Origin of the sequence: Limosilactobacillus sp. (assembly GCF_051873075.1) — a bacterium.
In the GTDB taxonomy this organism is placed as follows: Bacteria; Bacillota; Bacilli; order Lactobacillales; family Lactobacillaceae; genus Limosilactobacillus.
The window spans coordinates 2,133-22,932 of record NZ_JBJEEM010000003.1; the positions used below are offsets into that span (position 1 = coordinate 2,133).

Genomic DNA, 20,800 nt, shown 5'->3' on the forward strand with positions numbered 1-20,800 from the left:
CTAACGTAAGCAAGGCTGCCCAAGCTCTTAAGGACGCTCAAAACGCCTTCGATGCAGCCCGGAACGAAGAAACTTCTGCTGAAGAAGCCGCTACTAAGGCTGGTTCCGTAGAGAACTGGGAAAACAACGTTGCTTCCGCTACTACTAACGTAAGCAAGGCTGCCCAAGCTCTTAAGGACGCTCAAAACGCCTTCGATGCTGCTCGGAATGCTGAAACTAAGGCCGATGATGCACTGGCTCCTGCTCAAGAAGCCTTCAACCAAGCTCAAGCTGCCTTTGACGAAGCACGCAACGCTGAAACTAAGGCTGACGACGCTGCTAAGGCCGCTAACGACAAGCTTGCTGACGCAACTAAGGCTTACGACGAAGCTGAAAATGCTCTGACTAAGGCTGACGACGCTGTTGAAGTTGCTCATCAAGACGTTCTGAACGCTAACCAAAACCTGAAGGATGCTCAAGACAACGCTGCTGCTGCCCAAAAGGTTGTTAACGAAGCTGCTGCTAATGCTGCTAAGGCTTCACAACTTCTTGAACAAGCACAAAACCTGTTGAAGAACATCGACTGGAGCCAAAACAACACCAACAATGGTAACAACACCAATAACGGTGGTAACAATACCAACAACGGTAACACCAACAACGGTAGCAACACTAATAACGGTTCTAACACTAACACCAACAACGGTAATGTAAACAACGGTGGTAACACTGCTAACAACACTACCAACAACGGTGGTTCAGCTGTAAACGGCAACAATGGTGCAACTACTCCTGCAGGTGTAACTAACAACACTGCTGCTGTTGCAACTGCTACTAAGAGCAACGAAAACAGCAACAACGCTAACGAAGCAGCTGCTCTGCCACAAACTGGTAACGAAAACAGTGCCGCAGTTGTTGCTCTTGGTGCCGCTGCTGCTATGTTCGGTCTTGGCTTAGCTGCTAAGAAGCGTGAATTCTAATTAAACTAATTTAGAATTGTAATCCAGTAGATTAAAAATTATGTTCGTACTATTAAACCCATCTATGTATTTAGCATGGGATTAGTAAAACCGGCGAGGGCGTTTGTCTCTTGCCGGTTTTTGTTTTAGCTCAAAAATTATCTTATAATGACTTGTAGCTACATATTGAGGGGTTTATGACATGGATGAAAATATGAGAAACACGATCGCTTCTGTCAAAGCGGTTATTGAGACAACACGGGCCCAGCTTGAAGAGATGGAGCAGGAACCAGCGCCGGATCGCCACCTGATGGCTGCCGTTCAGGATAACTATGAACGGGCCAAGGGGACGTTGCGGATTCTCGAGAAGATTAACGGAGTTGAGGCGACGGCAGCGGTTCAACCCGCTCACAAGAATGACACTGCAGTTGCCCAAGACGAACCAGAAGAAGATCAAACGATTAACGTTACCCGGCACGTTGATCATTCTTTCCAGGTAATTCCGCCGAAAGCAACGGATGGGCTGACGGTAAACGAGCAAGCACTAGCAACACCCGCAGAGAGCCAGGCTCCCCAAGTAACGATGCCAACGGAAGGAACTCCCGAAAGTTCGGCAGCCGAAGTTCATATGACTAGGGCCGAGTATCGGGAAATGATGAAGAAAAAGGGTAAATAGTTGTCACTAAATCTGGTAGGTAGGGTATTGGGCCCTACCTATTTTCTGTCCTGGAAAAATAGCCTGATTCGGGTGATAATACAGGAAGAAGGGGGCATCAGCATGCAGGAAGCACTGGATTTTTTAACGTTAACCAACCGTACCACGATCGACCGGCTTACCAACGCCGCGTTTGGCCATCATCTCTTAATCGTCGGTCAGACTGGGAGCGGCAAGACGACCACGACATTGTCATTGCTGGGGCAGCTTCAACAGTTGAACCAGACGGCGATTATCTTTGATCCCACCGGTGAGTACACCAGGCTGCCGAATGCGATTACGTACCGGCTGGGCGATAACTGTTACCTGGAAGCGGGGAAGCTAACGGCCGACCAGTTGCTGGCCACCCTGCAAGTCCAGGGTGACCACCCATTGCGGACCAAACTCCAACAGGCGGTGACTGATTTGCAAATCCAGCATAATATCAAGGACGAGCAGGGACCGTACCGGCGGCTGAACCGCCCCTTAGCTGACCACCAGCATGATGAGCAGGGGCTGGGCGCTTGGGCAAGCGACTTCTTGCTTACGGACCTCTTTGCCCAGCTGATCGAGGAATTCGTGGTCCCGTATGCCGATGACCGAGCAGACTATACCCGCCTCGGTCAGCAGTACGACCGTGCCGCTATCAATCATTACTGGCCTGTCCTGGCCGCGATCCAGGATCAGCTGGCGAACCCGGCCTTTCGGGCACTCTTCGACACAGACGAACACGCGGGGACAATGAAGAGCGAGCTCAATTTCATTCTCAAAATGTTCCTTTATCACCAGAGCAGTCACCGGACCCTAGTGGTCGATTTATCGCTCTTGAAGGACTACGAGGAGAGCCAGCGATTGATTCTTTCATTGCTCTTGAAGGAGATCCTTCGCTTGCGGCTGCGCGACAATGCCGGTTTTCCGGTTAACATTATCATCGATGAGGCCCACCGGTACTTGCCGCAAGACGAACAGCGCCTTGCCGATAACGGGATCTTTCAACTGGTTCGGGAAGGGCGGAAACTGGCCTTGAAGATGATCCTGACGACCCAATCCCCGCTTGACCTGCCGGCACGCCTACGTTCCCAGTTTGGCAATCTTTTGGTTCATCGACTGTTGGACCAAGAGGAGATTGCCAGTCTGCCGAGTGTGGGACTGGCTCAGGCAGTCCAGTTACCAGTTGGCCAGGCGGAACTCTGCATTTTTGGCGAGACCCCAGCGTTGGTGAAGGTTAACCTTCCAGCTTGGTGGCAGGGTGAAGAAAATGAGTAGGGGATTGAAAGCAGCCCTGTGCTGCCTGCTAATGGCCGGTGCGGCGCTTGGTGGGACTATTCAACAAAACTGGGGGGCCATCCGGAATTCGCAACCCATTGAAGATAGTACCCCGACCATTTTTGTCCACGGGATGCCCAGCAGCTACCATTCCGAGGTCAAGATGGTCCACGCATTGGTCTATGCCGGGATAACAACGCCGGATAACATCGTCCGGGCGACGGTTTCTCCTCAGGGGAAGGTGACTTTCGACCGCAAGCTGCCAGCTCGGCCACATAACCCGCTCATCGAGGTGGACCTTGAGAACAGTCACGAGCGAGATGACCATATAGCAGCGGCGTGGTTGAAGGCGGTCGTAGTCGACCTACAACAGCAGTACCACTTCAAGCAGGTCAACTTTGTCGGACATTCCAGCGGGCCCCTGCTGATCCTTTGCTACATCATGGATAACGCCAACGACCCCGACCTGCCCCGGGTGAGTCACCTGGTTTCCCTCGGTGGGGCCTTCAATGGTGCCCTTGGCAAGCGATCTCAACCGAATTCGATCGAGCTGTCCCCGGCTGGTCTCCCGCTGACCCGCCAGGTCAAGGAGTACCGGGAGCTTCTTCCGCTGCACGACAGTTTCCCACACCATATCCGGGTCCTCAATATCTTCGGTGATCTTCAGGATGGCAGTAATTCCGATGGCCGGGTTGAGAACAATTCCTCACGGGCGATGCGTTACCTGGTCGCCAAGCGGGCCCGCTCATACCAGGAGGTTCGAATCACGGGAGAACATGCGGACCACAGTGGGTTGCATAATAATAAAAAGGTTGATTTTTACCTGATTCGCTTCTTATATGGTGAGAATTGCTGATCTAAGTTATAAAATCATTAATGTTAACGGATTCACAAATCGTAATATGCACGTTGACGGGGTACCAGAACGGTTCTGTAACCGAATTGTAAAGAAAAAAATAAAAATTAATGGTACTTTGTGCTTTACTTCACATTGCTAAACGATTATAATGCTTTTTAGCAAATGAATGATTTGCTCTTATTTTAAGAACAAATGCCTTTTTAGTACTAAGACAAACCACACATCCTTTTTATCCAATTAACATCAACAACCGAGCGTGGTTCGTACTAAAAATGTGCAGATAAAGAAAAAAGATAACCTGTGTTGTGGTAAGCGCGGGTTATCTTTTTTTTGCATTAGAGAAGGTGTTGTTCTTTCATCAACTGGCCGATCCAGTTGTGCTGGAGCTTATTTAGCAGTGGCTTCTCAACTACCTTAGGGATTGGTAGGTCGATGTCTTGGAGCGGTTTCTTGTCATTCATGTAGTACATTGCCCGGAATAGGTCTCGAATGTCGTAGATGGAGTTGAAGACCTCTGGAACACCACGGTCGACGTCCAGCAGGGTGTAGACAGCCTCCATGGCGGTCCGCACGGAGTACTCAGTGGTGAAGACGGTATCGCGGCTCGGTGATTCGGCAAAGTTACCAATGAACGCTAGGTTGGCCGAGCCACTTGGGACTACGGCTGGCCGGTCGCCCTTGACCCGTGGCATAAAGTAGGCGGTGACAAACGGCATGTAAACGGGCACGGTGTTGATCGAGGACTCATCAGCTAGTTTGTCAATCAGTGCGGTCGGCACGCCGAGGTGATAGAGCCACTCCTTAGTGATCTCTTCCCCGGTACAGTCCACGATCCGCTTTTTGATGTAATTTCCCTTGGTGTCGGAGTAGAGACCATAGATCCAGACGATGGTTTCGTTTGGTTTCTGCTTCTTAAAATGCGGTTGACGGTGAATCGTCCATGAAAGCATCCAGTTGGAGTCGGTGACCGTGATGATTCCACCGGTATTGACCTTGCCATCGTGAAGGTCCCGCTTGGTCAGCCGCTCAATGTATGGTTCCACCTGCGGGTTCTTGACGGTGGCGGTTGCGGAGATGAACCATGACCGTTCTGGAAGGTTCTTGCAGAAGACGTCAGGGTGTCCGAAGGCGGGTGATTGCTTGGCAATGTTTTCCCAGAGCTTCCAGCTGCCGCCAAGGGCCCGGGTTGGTTTGGCAACCTCGTGGTGACTGCCGTACGTGGAGCTTTCGGTGATGGACCCGTTGGTGACAAAGACCAGGTCATCATCGGTTAACTCGATCTCCTTGTGCTTGCCCTGCTGGGTCATGACGATCCGTTTAGCATGTTTCTCGTTGTCTTTGGTATCGACCAGGACGTTTTCGACCCGAGTATCGTAGTCGAAGTGTACCCCGTGGTCCTTGAGGTAGGCCAACAGGGGCTTGGTCATGGACTCGTACTGGTTGTACTTATTGAATTTCAAAGCGGTAAAGTCCGGTAGGCCATCGATATGGTGGATAAACCGCATCATGTAACGCCGCATTTCGGCCAGGGAGTGCCACTTCTCAAAGGCAAACATGGTGGACCAGTACGTCCAGAAGTTGCTCTCGAAGAATTCATCAGAGAAGTAGTCACCAATCGTCTTGTCGCCAAGCTGCTCTTCTGGAGTTAATACCAGCTTGGTGAGTTCCTTAATCGACTTCTTTGACAGGAGGTACTTCCCGTCCGATGGGACCTCGTTGCCGCGGTTGTAGGTCAACCGACAATTGGAACTGTTCGGGTCATCCTTGTCGAGCCAGTAGTACTCGTCCAGGTAGGATGCACCGGGAATCTCCAGGGATGGGATGGAACGGTACATGTCCCACATGCATTCAAAGTGGTTTTCCATTTCCCGGCCGCCCCGGGTTACGAAGCCGACCCCTGGCCGATCCTGACCATCAAGGGAACCGCCAGCGATTGGCAATTCTTCCATGATATGGATCTGGTCACCGGGGACCTGCCCGTCACGGATCAAAAAGACCGCGGCAGATAGTCCTGCTAATCCCGCACCGACGATGTAGGCGTGCTTCTTATCAGCCCCTTCTGGCTTGCGTGGCCGGGCAAAGGCTTCATAGTTTCCGTTAGAATAATACATCCGGTATTGCCCCTTTCTGTCATGACACAACAACTAACAACTTAATTGTATTGTAAGCGGTTTTAAGTGTCAATTTGTCTTCAAGAAAGGGGAGTAATTATGGAGCAAAACGCTTATAATGATGATGACTAAGAAGTGTGGGTGAAATTATGATTGAGATTAATGGACGACGATACTCGTTTCCAAAAATTCTAACGCTGGGCTTCCTGATGATGATTATTTTGGGAACCATCTTCCTGCTGATGCCGTTTGCGACCCGCCCCGGCCTCCATACCAGCTTCATGACGGCCCTCTTTACGTCGACCAGTGCCACCTGCGTGACCGGTCTGACCCTGGTAAGCACTGCGGGGCATTGGACTCCCTTTGGCCAGGTCGTGATCGCCGTCTTGATGGAGATTGGCGGTCTGGGCTTCATGACCTTTGCCGTCATGATGTCGCTGATGATTCGCCGGCGAATGCGGATGTCTACCCGTCTGCTGACCCAGGAGGCCCTAAACCTTGACCACCTTTCCCAACTGAGCGTGGTCTACCTGATTATCCGGTTGTCAATCCTGATCCAGCTGGTCGGGGCGGTCCTCCTCTTTTGCGACTTTTACCCGCGCTACGGACTGAAACGGGGGATCTGGTACAGCATTTTTCATGCAATCTCGGCCTTCTGTAACGCCGGCTTTGACCTGTTCGGTAACAGTATGGAGAACTACGCCAATGATCCGTACATGCTCTGCGTGCTGATGGTATTGATCGTGGCGGGTTCTTTTGGCTTCTTGGTCTGGAAGGATATTCTGGGCTACCACAAGTACCACCACCTGTCCCTGCATACCCAATTGGCCTTGCGGACGGGCTTAGTCCTGCTCGTTTTGTCGTTTCTCGTCTACCTGATCACCGAGCATAACCTGGCCCAGTTCAGTAGTACCCTGTCATTTCCTAAGCGCTTGTTGAATACGCTCTTCATGGCGGTGACGCCGCGGACGGCGGGGCTGATCACCTTCCCGTACAATAAGCTGAGCGCGGCGGGGTTGAGCTTTACGATCATCTTGATGTTCATCGGGGGGACGCCAGGATCAACGGCCGGGGGAGTTAAGACCACCACGATCGGTCTGTTGACTATCCAGAGCATCGCCACGCTACGGGGACAAAAGGATACCGAATTTGCTCACCGGCGCTTTACCCAGGAGAACATCTACCGGGCCTTGACCCTCATGTTCGTGGCCCTGATCATCTTGTTGGTATCGATCCTGCTCCTGGTTGAAACCCAGGCTTTGCCCAAGCACGACTCTCTGTCATACGTGACCTTTGAGGCGGTGGCGGCGTTTGGGACGACTGGGATCTCGTTGGGGATTACCCCGCAACTGAACTTTGTCGGTCAGGTTATCATCATGTTTTTAATGTTCATCGGACGGGTCGGCATTTACACGGTCATGTTCTCGATCTTCAACGCCCAGCCGAAGACGAAGAGTTATCATTACCCAGAGGAGAGTGTTTTAATTGGCTAAAAAGGAAAGCTATGCCGTGATCGGAATCGGCCAGTTTGGGGCCTCTATTTGCGAATCCCTGGTGCGTGCTGGTCAGGAGGTCCTGGCGATTGACATTAATGAGGATGTGATCAACGAGCTGGCCAATTCAGTGATGCGGGCGGTCGTGGCGGATGCCCAGGACGAGGATGCCTTGCGAGAGCTCGACATCGGCAGCTTCGATCACGTTTATATTTCAATCGGGCAAAACATCGAGGCCAGCATCATGGCAACCCTGATTGCCAAAGATCTCGGGGCTGCGGACGTGACCTGCCGAGCGGAGAATGCCAACCATGCCCGGGTCCTGGAGCGGGTCGGGGCGGACCGGGTTGTCCGGCCTGAGCACGACCTGGCCCAGCGGTTGATCTTCCAGCAGCTCAATCCCAGCGTGGTCGACTATGTGACCCTGAGCAAGGAGACCACCCTGGCCGAGATCAGCATCGACAATCCTAAGTTTGCGGGGAAGACGTTAGATGAGCTCGACTTTCGCAACAAGTACCACGTCAACGTGATCATCATTGTCGGAGCCGATGATCAAGTTAACCAAATGCCGCAGGCGAATGACGTCATCCAGCTGCACGACAAGGTGACGGTGGTGGGGAACATCACCGACATTCAGAAACTCAACGATATTGTTAATTAGGGGAAGAGAAAATGAAACTACGGGGATTAAATGTTGTGACCATCTTGGCAGTGGTCTTCTTTGTGATCGTATTTGGACTGGTTGGAACCTTTGCTAGTCATCAGTACTGGAATCTGATCTGGATAATCCTGCTGCTGGCCTGGACACTGATCCTGCTCCACACCCTGACCCAGGGCCACCTGAAGATTTGGCAGAAGTTGGTGGACCGGATGGAATTTGGCGAGCACGCTCAGATTCTGGACCTCAGTGCCAGTCGGTTGAACGACCTGCTTTTGCTGGCTAAGAACCTCCAGGCCCCGGCCAAGGTGATCGGCACCGGTGAGTGGCGCCAGGACCGCCGGGGAGTCCAGGCCCAAATTAACGCGGCCGGGGTTGCTGACCGGGTCCGATTAGTGGATACCGACGTCTTCAACATGAACTTTCCAGACCGCAGTTTTGACAATGTCTTAGTTGACCTGGCCTTTCATAACATCAGTCCGGCGATCAAACGCAACCGGGCGGTTCAGGAAGCGGCTCGGGTCCTAAAGGCCGATGGAACCATGGCAATTGTCGATTTTGAACATAGCGATGAGTATCAGCAGATGCTGGCCAACCTTGGTTTCGATGACATTCGAGTGGTCAATACCGGTTTTGACGGCTGGTGGGGTGGTCCGTGGACGACGACTAAAATGATAATCGCACGGCATTTTCGGCAAAGGAAGTAATCGATATGAAGTATCTAACAATTGATGGTGAACGTTTGAGTCAAATTGGAATTGGCGGGGCGGACCTCGGTCGGCGGCCCATTGATGAGGTTCAAGCCATTCACTATGGCCTGGAACACGGGATTAATGTGGTTGACACGGCGGAGAGCTATCCGGGAAGCGAGGCACTGATCAAGTGGGCGCTGACCGATATTGACCGGCAAAAGGTCTTCTTGATCTCGAAGGTGTTGCCGAGCCATGCTACCCCTGACATGGAACGCCGCAGCCTGGAAGGAAGCTTGAAGCGGCTAGGGACCGACTACCTGGACCTCTACCTGCTTCACTGGCGCGCAGGAGCCGACCTGGCCCAGGCGGTGGCAGGGCTGGAACAGCTCAAGCAAGAGGGCTTGATCCGCCACTGGGGTGTTTCCAACTTCGATGTCAAGGACATGGAGGACCTCCTCAAGGTGCCGGATGGCGACCAGGTCTTTGCCAACGAAGACCTCTACAACCTGACCAGCCGGGGCGTCGAGTATGACCTTCTGCCGTGGCAGGCTAGTCACCAGATTGGCTTCTTGGGCTATTCGCCATTCCACGCGGTCGGTTGGAACTACCTGCACCCGACGAAGGTTTTGCGTGATATCGCGGCGGCTCATAATACCGAACCGTATCCGGTAATGTTGGCTTGGATTACCCGGAACAATAACCTGGTGACCCTGCCCAAGGCGGCGACGGTCGACCACGTCAAGGCCAACATTGCGGCGATGGACATCAAGCTAACCGAGGAGGAACTGGCGATGATTGACCGGGAGTACCCAGCCCCGACGAAGAAGGTTCCGCTGGAGAAAATTTAGACAAGCAAAAAGACCAGTTAGTGATTTTGGATAACCACTGACTGGTCTTTCAATATGATTTAGAAGAATAACTTGCTCATGATGATCATGAAGATCAACAGGCAGGTGGAGCTGATGGCGGCGGCACCGAAGACCGCGCCACCACGCTTGAAGATCACCCGGAAGTTAACCGACAAACCAAGGGCGGCCATTGCCATCCCCAAGAAGACGTAGGCAGCTTGGACCAATACGTCCAGGGCTGTCGTGGAGAATGGCAGGAAGGTTCCTAGAATACTGGTGAGGATGAAGCCCCCGAGGAACCACGGGATTGGCAGCTTCTTTGGTGCGGCGGTGTGTTCCTCCTTGCTCTCCACAACCAGACGGTGTTGGTACCAGTAACCGACGATCAAGGCAACCGGTGCAAGCAGGAGAACCCGGGACAGCTTCATGATTAAGGCATTGCTTAAGCTGCTCTCGCCGAAAGCACCACCAGCCGCAACGGCGTGGGCGATTTCGTGAAGTGATCCCCCAGCCACGATCCCAAATTGTGGGTCGGTCAGGTGAAGCAGTGGCTTAATCCCAATTTCGATCAGGGTGAAGACGGTTCCCATCACACAGACAACCGCGACGGCCAGGACCTCGTCTTCACGCTTGCGTTCCTCATCGGTCGTTTCCAGCTGTGGTGAGACCCCCATGACAGCGGCAGCACCGCAGACACCACAACCACAGGCGCTGAGAATTGATAACTCCTCGCTGGCCCCAAATTTGCGACTGAGGTAGTAGGTCAACAGGATGGTTCCGGTAACGGCCACGATGGCCACCAGAATCGTCTTGACCCCTGAGTCAGCAAGCTGTTGCAGGTTCAGCCGGAAGCCAAGCAGGATGATCCCCAAACGAAGAAACTTGTTCGAGATGAAACCAACCCCGGACTTGGCCTCTGTCCGCAGGCTGGCTGGGGTCAGCTGCATTGCGATCCCCAACAGGAGTGCCAGTACCAAGGCCCCAATCAGGTTGACATAGGGCAGCTTAGCCAGCAGGATTCCCGCGACGGAACAGATTAGTGTCATAATGGTTGCCAGCCAAAATGACTTAGTTTTCATAATTGACATTGTTTTCCATTACCCCCTTAAAAAGTGACAATACCTGTCTAACTGTACCAAAGATCTTTCCAGAAACAAGGGGAAATTGGCAAAAAATGCCATGTAATCCCTTTCTGATGGGCATTTTCTTTGGGGTAGGGGTAAAATGATGGTTAGTATTTTGCCGAGGGGGATTCAAAAATGCAGATTAGAAACGTGCAACTGACTCAGGATTATTCGTCACTGGACATCTACCATAGTGAAAGCGATGTGGCTCTGCCAGCAGTAGTGATCATTCCAGGAGGAAGTTACCAGCAGATCAAGGAGCGGGATTCCGAACGGGTGGCGCTCACTTTTGCCACCCACGCCTTTCAGGCCTTTGTGGTACGTTATCCAGTGCTGGAACACCGGAATTACCAGCAAGCCAAACTAGCGATTGCTCAAGCCTTTGACTACATCGTGGCCCATGCCGAGAAGCTGGGGGTTGATCCTGAGCGGTTAGGCGTTGTTGGCTTTTCAGCTGGCGGACAGCTAGCCGCCGCTTATAGCAACCAGCCTAATGGCAAGGCCAAATTTGCGGCCTTGGGCTACCCAGTGATCAAGCCGACCATTGATGACCGAATGGGGGTAACGACCGAGGACGTCAGCCAGCTGGTAACGGACGAAACGCCGGCCACCTTTATCTGGGGATCCGTCAACGATGAATTAACTCCCTACCTGGAGCACATCAACGCCTACACGATGATGCTGGCCAAGCACGGGGTGCCGTTTGAGTTGCACGAATTTGGTACTGGCAATCACGGCATTGCCTTGGCTAACAAGTACACGGGAATTGTCAACCGGGATCGGGTTGATCGCCACATGAGCCGGTGGTTCCCACTGTTTCTGGAATGGTTTGCCGAAGTAATGGAATAAAAAAAGACCGATCAGGGAGGGATTAAACCCGCTGGTCGGTCTTGATGTTTTAAAGGGCCGCGTGGACCATCTTGATGTGGGGTGTCGAGACGTGAATATATTGCTCACCCTCGCTGTGGAAGCCAAACTTCTCGTAATAGCCTTCCACTTGAACTTGAGCGTCGATCTCGATCTTATTTCCCGGGAAATAGTCCTTGATGGTGTCCATGATTTGGGGAAGAAGTTCATTGCCCAGCCCCCGACCGCGGAAGTTTGGTGCGGTAACGACTCGGCCAAAGGTGACCAGCCCAGGCTGCTTCAGAAAGACCCGGGCGTAGGCAGCGATCTGCCCGTCTAATTCATCGTAGACGTGGATCGCCTTGAGGTCGTTGTCGTCAATATCATTGTGGATTCGTTGTTGCTCAACGGTGAAAACCTCATCGCGGAGCTTGTAGATCTCGAATAGTTTCATCGTTGATAAGTCATCAAATGCCCGTCTTTGCCACATGTTATTTGCCTTCCTTGATTTAGAGATTACCTAAATTGTAACGCGTTTTGTCGCCACTTCGTCAATAAAGTGCTGGTCGTGCTCAATAACCAGCATGGTGGGGCGCTCATGCTTGATCAGCTGGACTAACTGGTCTTGATTATAGGTGTCCAGGTAGTTGAGGGGCTCGTCCCAGATGTAGAGCTGGGCGGGGGTGAGCAGCGACCGGGCGAGCTCGACCTTCTTCTGCTGGCCCATGCTCATCTGCTCGATCGGGGTGGTGAAGCTGGCCCGCTCCATGCCGAGCTTGCGCAGCATGTTCAGCAGTTGGCCAACCTGAAGCTGGTGACGCTGGGCAAAGGTGGTGAGGCTGCCGTGCTGGTCATTAGATTGCTGGCGGACCAGACTGATGGTGGCCCCGTGGGCGATCTTAATGGTCCCGGTAGTCTGGCCGTCGAATTGACCCATGACCGCCTTGACAAGGCTCGACTTGCCGCTGCCGTTGTCACCGGTGAGCAGGACGCAGTCGTTCGTGTTTACCTTGAAGCTGAGCTGGTCGAACAATCGGCGGCCGCCAATCGACAAGCCCACCCGATCCAGACTCAAAAGGGTGGGGTGCGTGCTGGGCAGCTGGTTGATGGTCAGGGGAGCAATCTCTTCGACCTCTTGGAGCAGTCCCTCCTTAGCGTCCACTGTCCGTTCGAGCCGCTGGGCCATCGTCAGGGACTTCTTCATCATCTTGGCGGCCTTGGCACCGATGAATCCTTTATCGGCGTGAGCGTTGTTTTGCTTCTCGCGTTCTGCATGCTGGGCCCACTGGAGGCGTTGCTGCTTGGCAGACTGCAGCCGTTTGATATCAGCGCGTAAGTGTTCGTTTTGGTTGATCGCCGCTTGGTCCCGGCGATTCTTCTGGGCAAAGTAGGTGGAGTAGTTGCCCCGCTCGAGGACCAGCTGGTGGCGTTCGATTACCAGGGTGTGGTCGATCACCTGGTCGAGAAACGCCTGGTCATGGCTGGTGATGATAAAGCCCTGGCGCTTGGCCTGCAGGTAGGCGGCAACCTGCCGCCGCCCCCGCCGGTCGAGGTGGTTGGTTGGTTCGTCCAACAGGGGGAAATACCCGGGGATAGCGAAGAGAGCTGCCAGCAAGAGCTTGGTCTGTTCGCCACCGCTCAGGGTGGCAAATGGTTGCCAGAGAAGTGCTGGATCGACAGCCATCAAGCGGAGTTCGCGCTCTACTTGCCACTGTTCAAGCTGGGGATTAGCATTGCTGAGGGCTTCCCAGGCCAGGTCAGTGGGGTCGCTGAGTGGTTGAGGGAAGTAGGTGAACGGCAGGTTGCTCTGTACCTGTCCCTGGAATTCGCGCTGGCCAAGCAGGATCTTCATTAGGGTGGTTTTTCCTCGACCGTTGCGCCCCAAGAGACCGAGCTTCCAGCTGCCGTCGATGCTGAGCTGACAGTGGTCGAAGAGGGGATCTTGACCTGGGTAGGCGAAGGTGAGGTTCTTGATTGTGATGTTTCCCATTTAAAAATCACGTTCCTTTCGATATTCGGACATGAAAAAAGGCCTACCGCCCCGGGTAGACCTTTAAAAATGGGCAAACAGCATTATTTACCGCCATTAGTGATCAATGATTAAACTCTAATTCTACCCGGGCACCCCTTGTCATGCTGGTGAACAAACGATGCGTTAACTTGTGTAGAATTAGAACTTCAATGGTTGATCCCTCCGTAAAATTAATTGACCATAGTGTATCAAGCCGCAAACTGGCTGTCAACTACTTGCTCAGTTCGCCATCGGCAATCTTGTCAAGCAACGGCCGGGACGGGATGAAGAAGAGCTGGCCGCTCAAGATGTCGGAGAAGGAGAGCAGGTAGTCGTGCTTTTCGACCATGTTCTCCAGCATCTTCTTCGTGACCTTCCAGTACCGTGAGTAGCCAATGAAGTAGGTCCCGGTGATTCCGGAAGCTGGGTCGGAGTAAGGCACGTTCATCCGTACAATCTTCTGTTCGACCCCATTGATCTTGGCCTGGGAGGCAACGTTGTGGGCGTTCTTGAACTTCTCCTGGTCTTCTAGCTCCAGGTCGCTGAACTTCTTACGGCCGACCGCCTTTTCCTGGTCCTCGGTCGTCAGCTTGTTCCAGATATCCATGTGGTGACGCCACTTCTGGGCAAAGGCGTAGGAGCCGTTCTCAAAGAACGGATCTTCATCACCGACAATGGCGTAGTCAGCAGCGTCCTCGACCTGTGGAGCCTCGGTCCCGTCGATGAAGCCGATGATGGCCCGGCCTTCAAAGTAACGGAAGCCCTTGGTTTCGTCAACGACGGTGGTGTAATCCTTCAGGAAGAGCATGCACTGGGTGACCATCTCGTAGACGACCGCCTCGTCATTGGCCCGAATGTGGAGGAAGATGTCACCCTTGGTGGCCGGCATGGAGTACTTGTCTCCGCTGATCGTCTCATACGTCTCCAGTTCCTTCGGCTTTGGTGCGTTTGGGAAGAGGTAGTCCCAGGCGGCATTGCTGAAACCTAGGGAAGCCTTTAACTCACCCTTGTTGTCACGGATGCGAAGTGAACGAATGATGGCCTGGTAACGGTCGACAAACTCTTCGATGGCGGCCTGTTCCTTTGCCTGATCCTCACGCTTCAGTTCCAATACGGTGAATTGAACATGCTCACCGGCATCCTTCCAAACGTCTTGCGCTTGATTTGGGTTCATTGTCATACTAAAATCCCCTCTCGAAAATCAATTGCTGTCAACAAATTCATTATAACATTTATTCTCTGCTCAACTATTGAAACGTCTTATCCAATCTGTCTATTTGATATTGAAGCCGTTTACAATAAAGGATACAATGAAAATGTGAAATATTTTACGATATTTTGATCGTATATTAGCGTTTTTATTTTGATTTGGGGTGAGTAATTTGCAAGAAACAAAGAAAAAGCACCGGTTCCATATGCCGTCTGCTTATACGATCTTATTCATTATTATCGTCATCATCGCGATCCTGACCTGGATTATTCCAGCTGGGACCTACGCGACTGATAAGGCCGGTAACATCATCTCCGGGACCTACAAGGCGGTTTCCAGCAAGCCGCAGGGGATTTGGGATGTCTTCATGGCACCGGTCATCGGGATGGTCGGGGATAAAAACACGGAGGGTGCGATCTCCGTTTCCCTGTTCATTCTGGTTATTGGGGGCTTCTTGGGGGTCGTTAACAAGACCGATGCCCTCAACGAAGGGATTAGCTCGATCGTTCGGCGTTACAAGGGCCGCGAAAAGCAACTGATTCCAATTCTGATGATCTTGTTTGCCATCGGTGGTTCCACCTACGGGATGGGTGAAGAGACGATCGCCTTCTACCCACTGCTGATCCCGGTTATGATGGGGGTTGGTTTCGACTCCCTGGTTGCGGTCGCCATTGCGCTGGTCGGGACCCAGGTCGGGTGCCTGGCCTCGACCGTTAACCCATTTGCTACTGGGGTTGCCTCCCAGACATTGAACATCTCCCCTGGTGACGGGCTCGGTTCACGGCTGCTTTTGCTGGTCATCACCACTGCCGTCAGCATCTTCTACGTCTACCACTACGCTTCAGTCATCCAGAAGGACCCGACAAAGTCACTGGTTTACAGTCAGCGGGCCGAGGACGAGAAGCGGTTTGCCATCAAGACCCGGACCGATGATGAGCACCAGATGACCGGCCGGCAGAAGGCAGTGATCTGGCTCTTCGGATTGACCTTTGTCATCATGATCCTCGGGCTGATTCCGTGGACAAACCTGAACAGCCACTGGACATTCTTCGACAGTTTTACCAAGTGGCTGACCGGGATCCCGTTCTTGGGTACCCTCTTGGGACATGACATGGCGCCGCTGGGAACCTGGTACTTCAACGAAATCACGATGTTGTTCCTCTTTATGTCCGTTTTGATCATGTGGGTCTACCACATGAAGGAAGGCGAATTCATGGACGCCTTCATGAAGGGAATGGCGGACTTCCTGAGTGTTGCTATTATCGTGGCGGTTGCTCGTGGGATCCAGGTTGTAATGAATAACGGGATGATCACCGGGACCGTCCTGCACTGGGGTGAAATGGGCCTGCACGGGCTTTCCCAGAGTGTCTTCATTATCCTGACCTACATCTTCTACATTCCAATGTCATTCTTGATTCCGTCGACCTCCGGACTGGCTGCGGCGACGATGGGGATTATCGGCCCGCTGGGTCACTTTGCCCACGTCTCCGGTAGTTTGGTCATCACGGCTTACCAGGCTGCTTCCGGCTGGGTCAACCTGATTACGCCAACCTCCGGAATTGTGATGGGGGCCTTGGCAATTGCCCATGTCAACGTCAGTGTTTGGTGGAAGTGGATGCTCAAGTTGATGATCTACCTGTTTATTGTTACCTGTGTATTCTTAGGTGTTGCTGCCGTATTGTAAAAGGGATGAGTATTTATGGCACAATTAGTAAACGAGAAGGAACAACAAGAAGCAGTTAAGACTCTGGAACGGCTGATTTCGGTACCGTCATACAACGGGCCAGCCGAAGATGGGGCGCCATTTGGCCGCAAGATTCGCAACGCCCTGGACGAAATGATGAAGATCTGCGACGAGTTAGGCTTTAAGACCTATGAAGACCCGGACGGCTACTATGGCTATGCTGAAGTTGGCGAGGGTGACAAGGTCTTTGGGGTAATCTGCCACCTTGATACGGTACCAGCTGGGGACCTCAAGAATTGGGAACACGACCCGTTCAAGGGTACCGTCATCAATAACGCCGTCTATGGCCGGGGTTCCCAAGATGACAAGGGGCCCGGGATTGCCGCCTTGTTCGCGGTTAAGGCCTTGATGGACGCTGGTTACCACTTCAACCAACGGATCCGGTTCATCTACGGGACCGATGAGGAGATTCTCTGGCGGGGAATCGCTCAGTACAACAAGAAGGAAGCGCCGATCGACAGCGGGATTTCACCAGATGCCGAGTTCCCGTTGATCTACGCTGAGAAGGGACTGGAGCAGGCCTACCTGGTTGGTCCGGGTACAGACAAGCTCAACATCAGCCTCAAGAATGCCTTCAACGCGGTTCCTGACAAGGCCGTTTATGATGGGCCAAAGCAGGACGAGGTTAAGGTCGCACTTGATCGGCACGGTTTCAAATACACCAGTGACGACCACAGTATCACCGTCCTCGGCAAGTCGGTTCACGCAATGCTGGCGCCTGAGGGAACTAACGCGGTTCTGCGGCTGGCGATCGCCTTAGACGAGGTCTTTGACTTCAAGCCGCTGGACTTTATCGGTAAGCTCTTCAAGGAAGACGCTACCGGGACCAACGTGCTTGGCGATGTCGAGGATGAATCCGGTCACCTGACCTTTAACATTTCCAGCTTAGAAATTAACGAGAAGGAGACCCGGATGCAGATTGACCTGCGGATCCCAGTTACGGTTGACCGGGATCAGCTGCTTAAAAAGCTCAATCAAAACGTTGCACCGTACGAACTGAAGTACGCACCGTTTGACTACGTTGCCCCACTCTATGTTCCAAAGGACAGCAAGCTCATTCAAACTCTGATGGCAGTCTACAAGGAACAAACGGGCGATGCTGATGCCACTCCGCAAATTTCCGGTGGGGCGACCTTTGCCCGGACAATGCACAATTGTGTGGCCTTTGGCGGGATGCTACCGACGACGCCGGACTATATGCACCAAGCCAATGAACAATGGCCGCTGCCGGACATGTTTAAGGCGATGGAGATTTACGCTCAGGCCATCAAGAAGCTTTGTGTTGATTGATAAAAAGCCAAATAATTTTTAGAATATGAAAATACCGGTCAGAACCAGAAATGATTCTGACCGGTATTTTGTATTTTAACAAGCGATTGTAAGTGAATGATTTGAGAGATTGTAAGTGCTTGTTATGGAAAGCTGTTTTGGCGTTACTTTTGTTCCATTACCGTTTCGCCATTGGCGGTAATCTTGAAGGTCTTGTTGGCAGCGTCGGCGTCTAAGACAGCCACGTTGGCACCGTCCTTGTCCTTACGAGTGATCTTGATCGTGGTGTCAGTTGGGGTCTGAACGTCAATGGAACCGTCAAGGTCAAAGGCGGCGAACTTGTTCCGCCAGGAGAGCAGTGCCAAGAGGTTCTTAACAACTGGCCGTTGCACTTCCTTGGCAACTTCTTCCTTGGTGTAGTAGTGACGGTTGATGTTCCGGCCTTCCTTGGTCTTTTCGAGGAGTTCCAGGTCGTTTGAACCAGCCAGCAGACCAACGTAGTAAACCATTGGAATCCCAGGGGCGAAGATTTGGAATGCCCGAGCCATCAGGTAAGCCTTGTCGTTGTCACCGAGAGCGGAGTAGAAGGTCGTGTTGATTTGGTAGATGTCCAGGTTGTGGTATTCAGCACTGGAGTACTTCTTCTTGACGTTGGCACCGACCTTGTAGAGTTCCTTGGAAGTGTAGTCGATTTCGTCGTCGGACAGGATGTCCTTGGCGTCGACCACCCCGATCCCATCGTGGGTGTCCAGGGTGGTGAACTGCTTCATTGGGCTCACCTTCAGCCAGTTGGCCAGCCGGTTGGTCTTGCCGGAGTACAGGGTGTAGAGGGTGGTCATCGGCAGCACGAAGTCGTAGATGAAGTAGTCATGCTCGGAGATCTTCTTTGGCATGGTGTAGTGTTCGTGGATTTCTGGTAGGATCTCGGCTTGGTAAGGGGCCAGGATCTTACGAACTTCTTCCAGCAGGTCCCAGATTTCTGGTTCAACGAAAAAGTCATTGGTGTCGGCCTTCTTAATGGCGTAGGCAAAGGCATCCAACCGGATCAGGTCAGCACCATGCTTAACCATGCTGGTCAGGGTTTGCTTGAAGAATTCGTTAGCAACCTTGCTCTTGACGTTGATGTCGATTTGTTCTTCGCCAAAGGTGTTCCAGAGGTGTTCCTTAGTGCCATCATCGAATTCGATTTCTTGTTCAGGAGCCCGGTCTTTACGCTTGTAGATCATGTCAATGTCTTTTTGGGTTGGGCGACCCTTGCCGGCAGCTTCCCAGAACTTCTCCCAACGGATGAAGAAGTCGCTGTACTTGGAAGCATCGTGGTTCTTCTTGAAGTCTTGGTACATTACGGACTTCTTGGAGATGTGGTTGATCATGAAGTCAAACATTAGGTAGTAGTCCTTGCCGAGGGCTTCGACATCGTCCCAGTCACCGAATGCGGAATCAACCACGTCGTAACGGTATGGTGCGAAACCACGGTCACCGGTGGATGGGAAGAATGGCAGCAGGTGGACACCGCCGATGGCATCGCCGATGTATTCCTTCAGGACTTCGTGGGTTTCCTTGATGTTCTTAGCCATGGAGTCAGAATAGGTGATTAACATTGCTTTGTTTTGAATAGGCATAATAAAGACCTCCAAATTAATTAGTTAGTTTTAGCGTTGCGACGGGTAGCAAAGAAAATGATCAGGGCGATAAGGATCAGGGCCACTCCGTAAATCGGGAATGGTGCGGCCAGGCCCATCCCGGACAGTGGCTGGCCCAGTAAATGGTTCGTCCATTCGGCAATCGTTGGAGAGAAGAATGAACCGAAGTTGAACCCAATCAAGCACAGGGAAGTAACCAGGGGCTGACGGTTAGCTGGTGCCAAGTCCGGCAAGAGGTTAAAGATCAGTGGAGACACTAATTGGAGTGGGAACCCAATCAGCAGCAGGCCGATAACCATCATGATATAGTTGTGACCGGCAAAGCCGAACAGGAAGTTGGACAGGGCCATCAGTCCTAAGCCCAGGTAGACGGTCCCGAAGCCCAGCCGCTTTTGGATGGACCCGTAAAAGATCCCACCAAGGGTTGCTCCGATCAGCATCAGTGACAAGAACATTGAGGAACCGGTGTAGTGGCTGCCCTTGATAGTAACAGCCAATCCAGGGAAGCGGTTCTCCATTCCAACATAGTCCACGACCAGCAGGAATGCAAAGAGAACGAGCAGGTAGACCACTGGACTGATCTTGGTGATCTTCTTTGTTTCGTCCTCGCCAAGGTCTTCGGCCATGGTGTCTTCTTCAACCTCGTCGTCCTGGGCCTGACTGTCATCAGGAACCCGTAAGGCGAAGAAGATGAGGACAACGAAGGCCAGGGCGTAGACTGCAAATGATTGGTGCCAGCCAGCGTAGCTCAGGATCAAACCAGCCACGGTCAAAGTGGTGGCCTGACCAATTTGCTCTGCGGCGGCACGCCAACCAAGCATTTGGGCGCGCTCACTGCCTTCATACCAGACAGAGATCAATGAAATGGCTTGGGAATTGTAGAGGCCGTAGCCGGCTCCCAAGATCAGCCGTGAGATCAAGATGGTCAGATAATTATCGACGAACAGGGGAACCAGACCGGCGAGACCGACGATCGTAACCCCGGCCATGATGATCTTCTTGTCTGAGATGTGGAACCACTCTTGAATGAGTGGGGAGAGAACCACGAAGATCATGACGGCAAAGGACGGGGTGGTTACCAGGTACTCAGCTTGGGTTTGAGTAACCCCCAGGGCGGCCTTCAACTGGGGAAGGGATCCCTGGATGGCGTAAGCACTGGTGACCATGAACGATACCGATAAGAATGCTAGTTTGGTAATCATGGAATGTTTATTGCTCATAAGTATCAGGTTTGCTTTCTATAGGATTACTGCGAAAATGTTAAACGTTTACCATTTGGCTACGTGAATAATATACTATGACCGTTTTAAAATGTCAAACGTTTATCAAAAATAATTGTAATCATTTTCATTGTGATCCCACCGCAGATTTATGAAAATGCAATGTAAGCTTGC

The 20,800-nt window shown here is 52.3% G+C and carries 18 protein-coding genes; 11 read left to right on the top strand and 7 right to left on the bottom strand.

Going from position 1 to position 20,800, the window contains the following annotated elements; all coding sequences use genetic code 11:
* The 4 genes from ACI31J_RS00455 to ACI31J_RS00470 form a co-directional block, all read left to right on the top strand.
* The coding region (locus tag ACI31J_RS00455; protein ID WP_439772505.1) for an LPXTG cell wall anchor domain-containing protein at positions 1-959 on the top strand (959 nt) is incomplete at its 5' end.
* Between the two features lie 181 nt (positions 960-1,140).
* A complete protein-coding gene (locus ACI31J_RS00460) occupies positions 1,141-1,614 on the top strand; it encodes a hypothetical protein (RefSeq protein WP_439772506.1) in 474 nt (157 codons plus the stop codon).
* 102 nt (positions 1,615-1,716) lie between these two features.
* Complete coding sequence (locus ACI31J_RS00465; RefSeq protein ID WP_439772507.1) at positions 1,717-2,898, top strand: ATP-binding protein; 1,182 nt, start codon at positions 1,717-1,719, stop codon at positions 2,896-2,898.
* Positions 2,891-3,754 (top strand): alpha/beta hydrolase, encoded by an 864-nt coding sequence (locus ACI31J_RS00470; protein WP_439772508.1) that lies wholly within the window; start codon positions 2,891-2,893, stop codon positions 3,752-3,754. The genes ACI31J_RS00465 and ACI31J_RS00470 overlap by 8 nt, the downstream gene beginning before the upstream one ends.
* Before the next feature lie 338 nt (positions 3,755-4,092).
* Here ACI31J_RS00470 and ACI31J_RS00475 read toward each other — a convergent pair whose 3' ends face one another.
* Entirely contained in the window at positions 4,093-5,868 is a 1,776-nt protein-coding gene (locus ACI31J_RS00475) for an oleate hydratase (RefSeq protein WP_439772509.1), read from the bottom strand.
* 149 nt (positions 5,869-6,017) lie between these two features.
* On the opposite strand from ACI31J_RS00475, the gene ACI31J_RS00480 reads away from it, so the two are divergent.
* The 4 genes from ACI31J_RS00480 to ACI31J_RS00495 are packed head-to-tail and all read left to right on the top strand — an operon-like array spanning position 6,018 to position 9,559.
* Positions 6,018-7,361, top strand: a complete 1,344-nt coding sequence (locus tag ACI31J_RS00480; RefSeq protein WP_439772510.1) for a TrkH family potassium uptake protein — start codon at positions 6,018-6,020, stop codon at positions 7,359-7,361.
* Complete coding sequence (locus ACI31J_RS00485; protein ID WP_439772511.1) at positions 7,354-8,022, top strand: potassium channel family protein; 669 nt, start codon at positions 7,354-7,356, stop codon at positions 8,020-8,022. The genes ACI31J_RS00480 and ACI31J_RS00485 overlap by 8 nt, the downstream gene beginning before the upstream one ends.
* A gap of 11 nt (positions 8,023-8,033) precedes the next feature.
* Positions 8,034-8,726, top strand: a complete 693-nt coding sequence (locus ACI31J_RS00490; protein ID WP_439772512.1) for a class I SAM-dependent methyltransferase — start codon at positions 8,034-8,036, stop codon at positions 8,724-8,726.
* A gap of 5 nt (positions 8,727-8,731) precedes the next feature.
* The gene (locus tag ACI31J_RS00495; RefSeq protein ID WP_439772513.1) at positions 8,732-9,559 is read left to right on the top strand and encodes an aldo/keto reductase; all 828 of its coding nucleotides are present in this window, start codon (positions 8,732-8,734) and stop codon (positions 9,557-9,559) included.
* A gap of 59 nt (positions 9,560-9,618) precedes the next feature.
* On the opposite strand, the gene ACI31J_RS00500 is transcribed toward ACI31J_RS00495, so the two are convergent.
* Positions 9,619-10,647: a YeiH family protein gene (locus tag ACI31J_RS00500; RefSeq protein ID WP_439772514.1), complete on the bottom strand. Its 1,029-nt coding sequence runs from the start codon at positions 10,645-10,647 to the stop codon at positions 9,619-9,621.
* Between the two features lie 171 nt (positions 10,648-10,818).
* Between ACI31J_RS00500 and ACI31J_RS00505 the strand changes: the two genes are divergently transcribed.
* Positions 10,819-11,532, top strand: a complete 714-nt coding sequence (locus ACI31J_RS00505) for an alpha/beta hydrolase (RefSeq protein ID WP_439772515.1) — start codon at positions 10,819-10,821, stop codon at positions 11,530-11,532.
* Positions 11,533-11,581: 49 nt separating this feature from the next.
* On the opposite strand, the gene ACI31J_RS00510 is transcribed toward ACI31J_RS00505, so the two are convergent.
* The 3 genes from ACI31J_RS00510 to ACI31J_RS00520 form a co-directional block, all read right to left on the bottom strand.
* Positions 11,582-12,019 carry a GNAT family N-acetyltransferase gene (locus tag ACI31J_RS00510; protein WP_439772516.1) on the bottom strand — a complete coding sequence of 146 codons (438 nt, stop codon included), beginning with the start codon at positions 12,017-12,019 and terminating at the stop codon, positions 11,582-11,584.
* 30 nt (positions 12,020-12,049) lie between these two features.
* Positions 12,050-13,519, bottom strand: coding sequence for a ribosomal protection-like ABC-F family protein (gene abc-f, locus ACI31J_RS00515; RefSeq protein WP_439772517.1), 1,470 nt, complete (start codon positions 13,517-13,519; stop codon positions 12,050-12,052).
* A 253-nt stretch (positions 13,520-13,772) separates the two neighbouring features.
* The gene (locus ACI31J_RS00520; RefSeq protein ID WP_439772518.1) at positions 13,773-14,720 is read right to left on the bottom strand and encodes a Dyp-type peroxidase; all 948 of its coding nucleotides are present in this window, start codon (positions 14,718-14,720) and stop codon (positions 13,773-13,775) included.
* A 235-nt stretch (positions 14,721-14,955) separates the two neighbouring features.
* On the opposite strand from ACI31J_RS00520, the gene ACI31J_RS00525 reads away from it, so the two are divergent.
* A complete protein-coding gene (locus tag ACI31J_RS00525; protein WP_439772522.1) occupies positions 14,956-16,434 on the top strand; it encodes a YfcC family protein in 1,479 nt (492 codons plus the stop codon).
* A gap of 15 nt (positions 16,435-16,449) precedes the next feature.
* Positions 16,450-17,784: a M20 family metallopeptidase gene (locus ACI31J_RS00530; RefSeq protein WP_439772519.1), complete on the top strand. Its 1,335-nt coding sequence runs from the start codon at positions 16,450-16,452 to the stop codon at positions 17,782-17,784.
* A gap of 143 nt (positions 17,785-17,927) precedes the next feature.
* Here ACI31J_RS00530 and gtfA read toward each other — a convergent pair whose 3' ends face one another.
* Positions 17,928-19,385, bottom strand: coding sequence for a sucrose phosphorylase (gtfA, locus tag ACI31J_RS00535; RefSeq protein WP_439772520.1), 1,458 nt, complete (start codon positions 19,383-19,385; stop codon positions 17,928-17,930).
* Between the two features lie 20 nt (positions 19,386-19,405).
* The gene (locus ACI31J_RS00540) at positions 19,406-20,626 is read right to left on the bottom strand and encodes an MFS transporter (RefSeq protein WP_439772521.1); all 1,221 of its coding nucleotides are present in this window, start codon (positions 20,624-20,626) and stop codon (positions 19,406-19,408) included.
* Between the last annotated feature and the right edge of the window lie 174 nt (positions 20,627-20,800).

Excerpts from the sequence above, each read along its gene's own strand:
- ACI31J_RS00480 (WP_439772510.1), top strand. The coding sequence starts at position 6,018 with ATGATTGAGATTAATGGACGACGATACTCGTTTCCAAAAATTCTAACG.
- ACI31J_RS00505 (WP_439772515.1), top strand. The coding sequence starts at position 10,819 with ATGCAGATTAGAAACGTGCAACTGACTCAGGATTATTCGTCACTGGAC.
- ACI31J_RS00495 (WP_439772513.1), top strand. The coding sequence starts at position 8,732 with ATGAAGTATCTAACAATTGATGGTGAACGTTTGAGTCAAATTGGAATT.
- ACI31J_RS00530 (WP_439772519.1), top strand. The coding sequence starts at position 16,450 with ATGGCACAATTAGTAAACGAGAAGGAACAACAAGAAGCAGTTAAGACT.
- ACI31J_RS00500 (WP_439772514.1), bottom strand. The coding sequence starts at position 10,647 with ATGTCAATTATGAAAACTAAGTCATTTTGGCTGGCAACCATTATGACA.
- ACI31J_RS00540 (WP_439772521.1), bottom strand. The coding sequence starts at position 20,626 with ATGAGCAATAAACATTCCATGATTACCAAACTAGCATTCTTATCGGTA.
- ACI31J_RS00460 (WP_439772506.1), top strand. The coding sequence starts at position 1,141 with ATGGATGAAAATATGAGAAACACGATCGCTTCTGTCAAAGCGGTTATT.
- ACI31J_RS00510 (WP_439772516.1), bottom strand. The coding sequence starts at position 12,019 with ATGTGGCAAAGACGGGCATTTGATGACTTATCAACGATGAAACTATTC.
- ACI31J_RS00465 (WP_439772507.1), top strand. The coding sequence starts at position 1,717 with ATGCAGGAAGCACTGGATTTTTTAACGTTAACCAACCGTACCACGATC.
- gtfA (WP_439772520.1), bottom strand. The coding sequence starts at position 19,385 with ATGCCTATTCAAAACAAAGCAATGTTAATCACCTATTCTGACTCCATG.
- ACI31J_RS00475 (WP_439772509.1), bottom strand. The coding sequence starts at position 5,868 with ATGTATTATTCTAACGGAAACTATGAAGCCTTTGCCCGGCCACGCAAG.
- abc-f (WP_439772517.1), bottom strand. The coding sequence starts at position 13,519 with ATGGGAAACATCACAATCAAGAACCTCACCTTCGCCTACCCAGGTCAA.
- ACI31J_RS00520 (WP_439772518.1), bottom strand. The coding sequence starts at position 14,720 with ATGACAATGAACCCAAATCAAGCGCAAGACGTTTGGAAGGATGCCGGT.
- ACI31J_RS00490 (WP_439772512.1), top strand. The coding sequence starts at position 8,034 with ATGAAACTACGGGGATTAAATGTTGTGACCATCTTGGCAGTGGTCTTC.
- ACI31J_RS00470 (WP_439772508.1), top strand. The coding sequence starts at position 2,891 with ATGAGTAGGGGATTGAAAGCAGCCCTGTGCTGCCTGCTAATGGCCGGT.
- ACI31J_RS00525 (WP_439772522.1), top strand. The coding sequence starts at position 14,956 with ATGCCGTCTGCTTATACGATCTTATTCATTATTATCGTCATCATCGCG.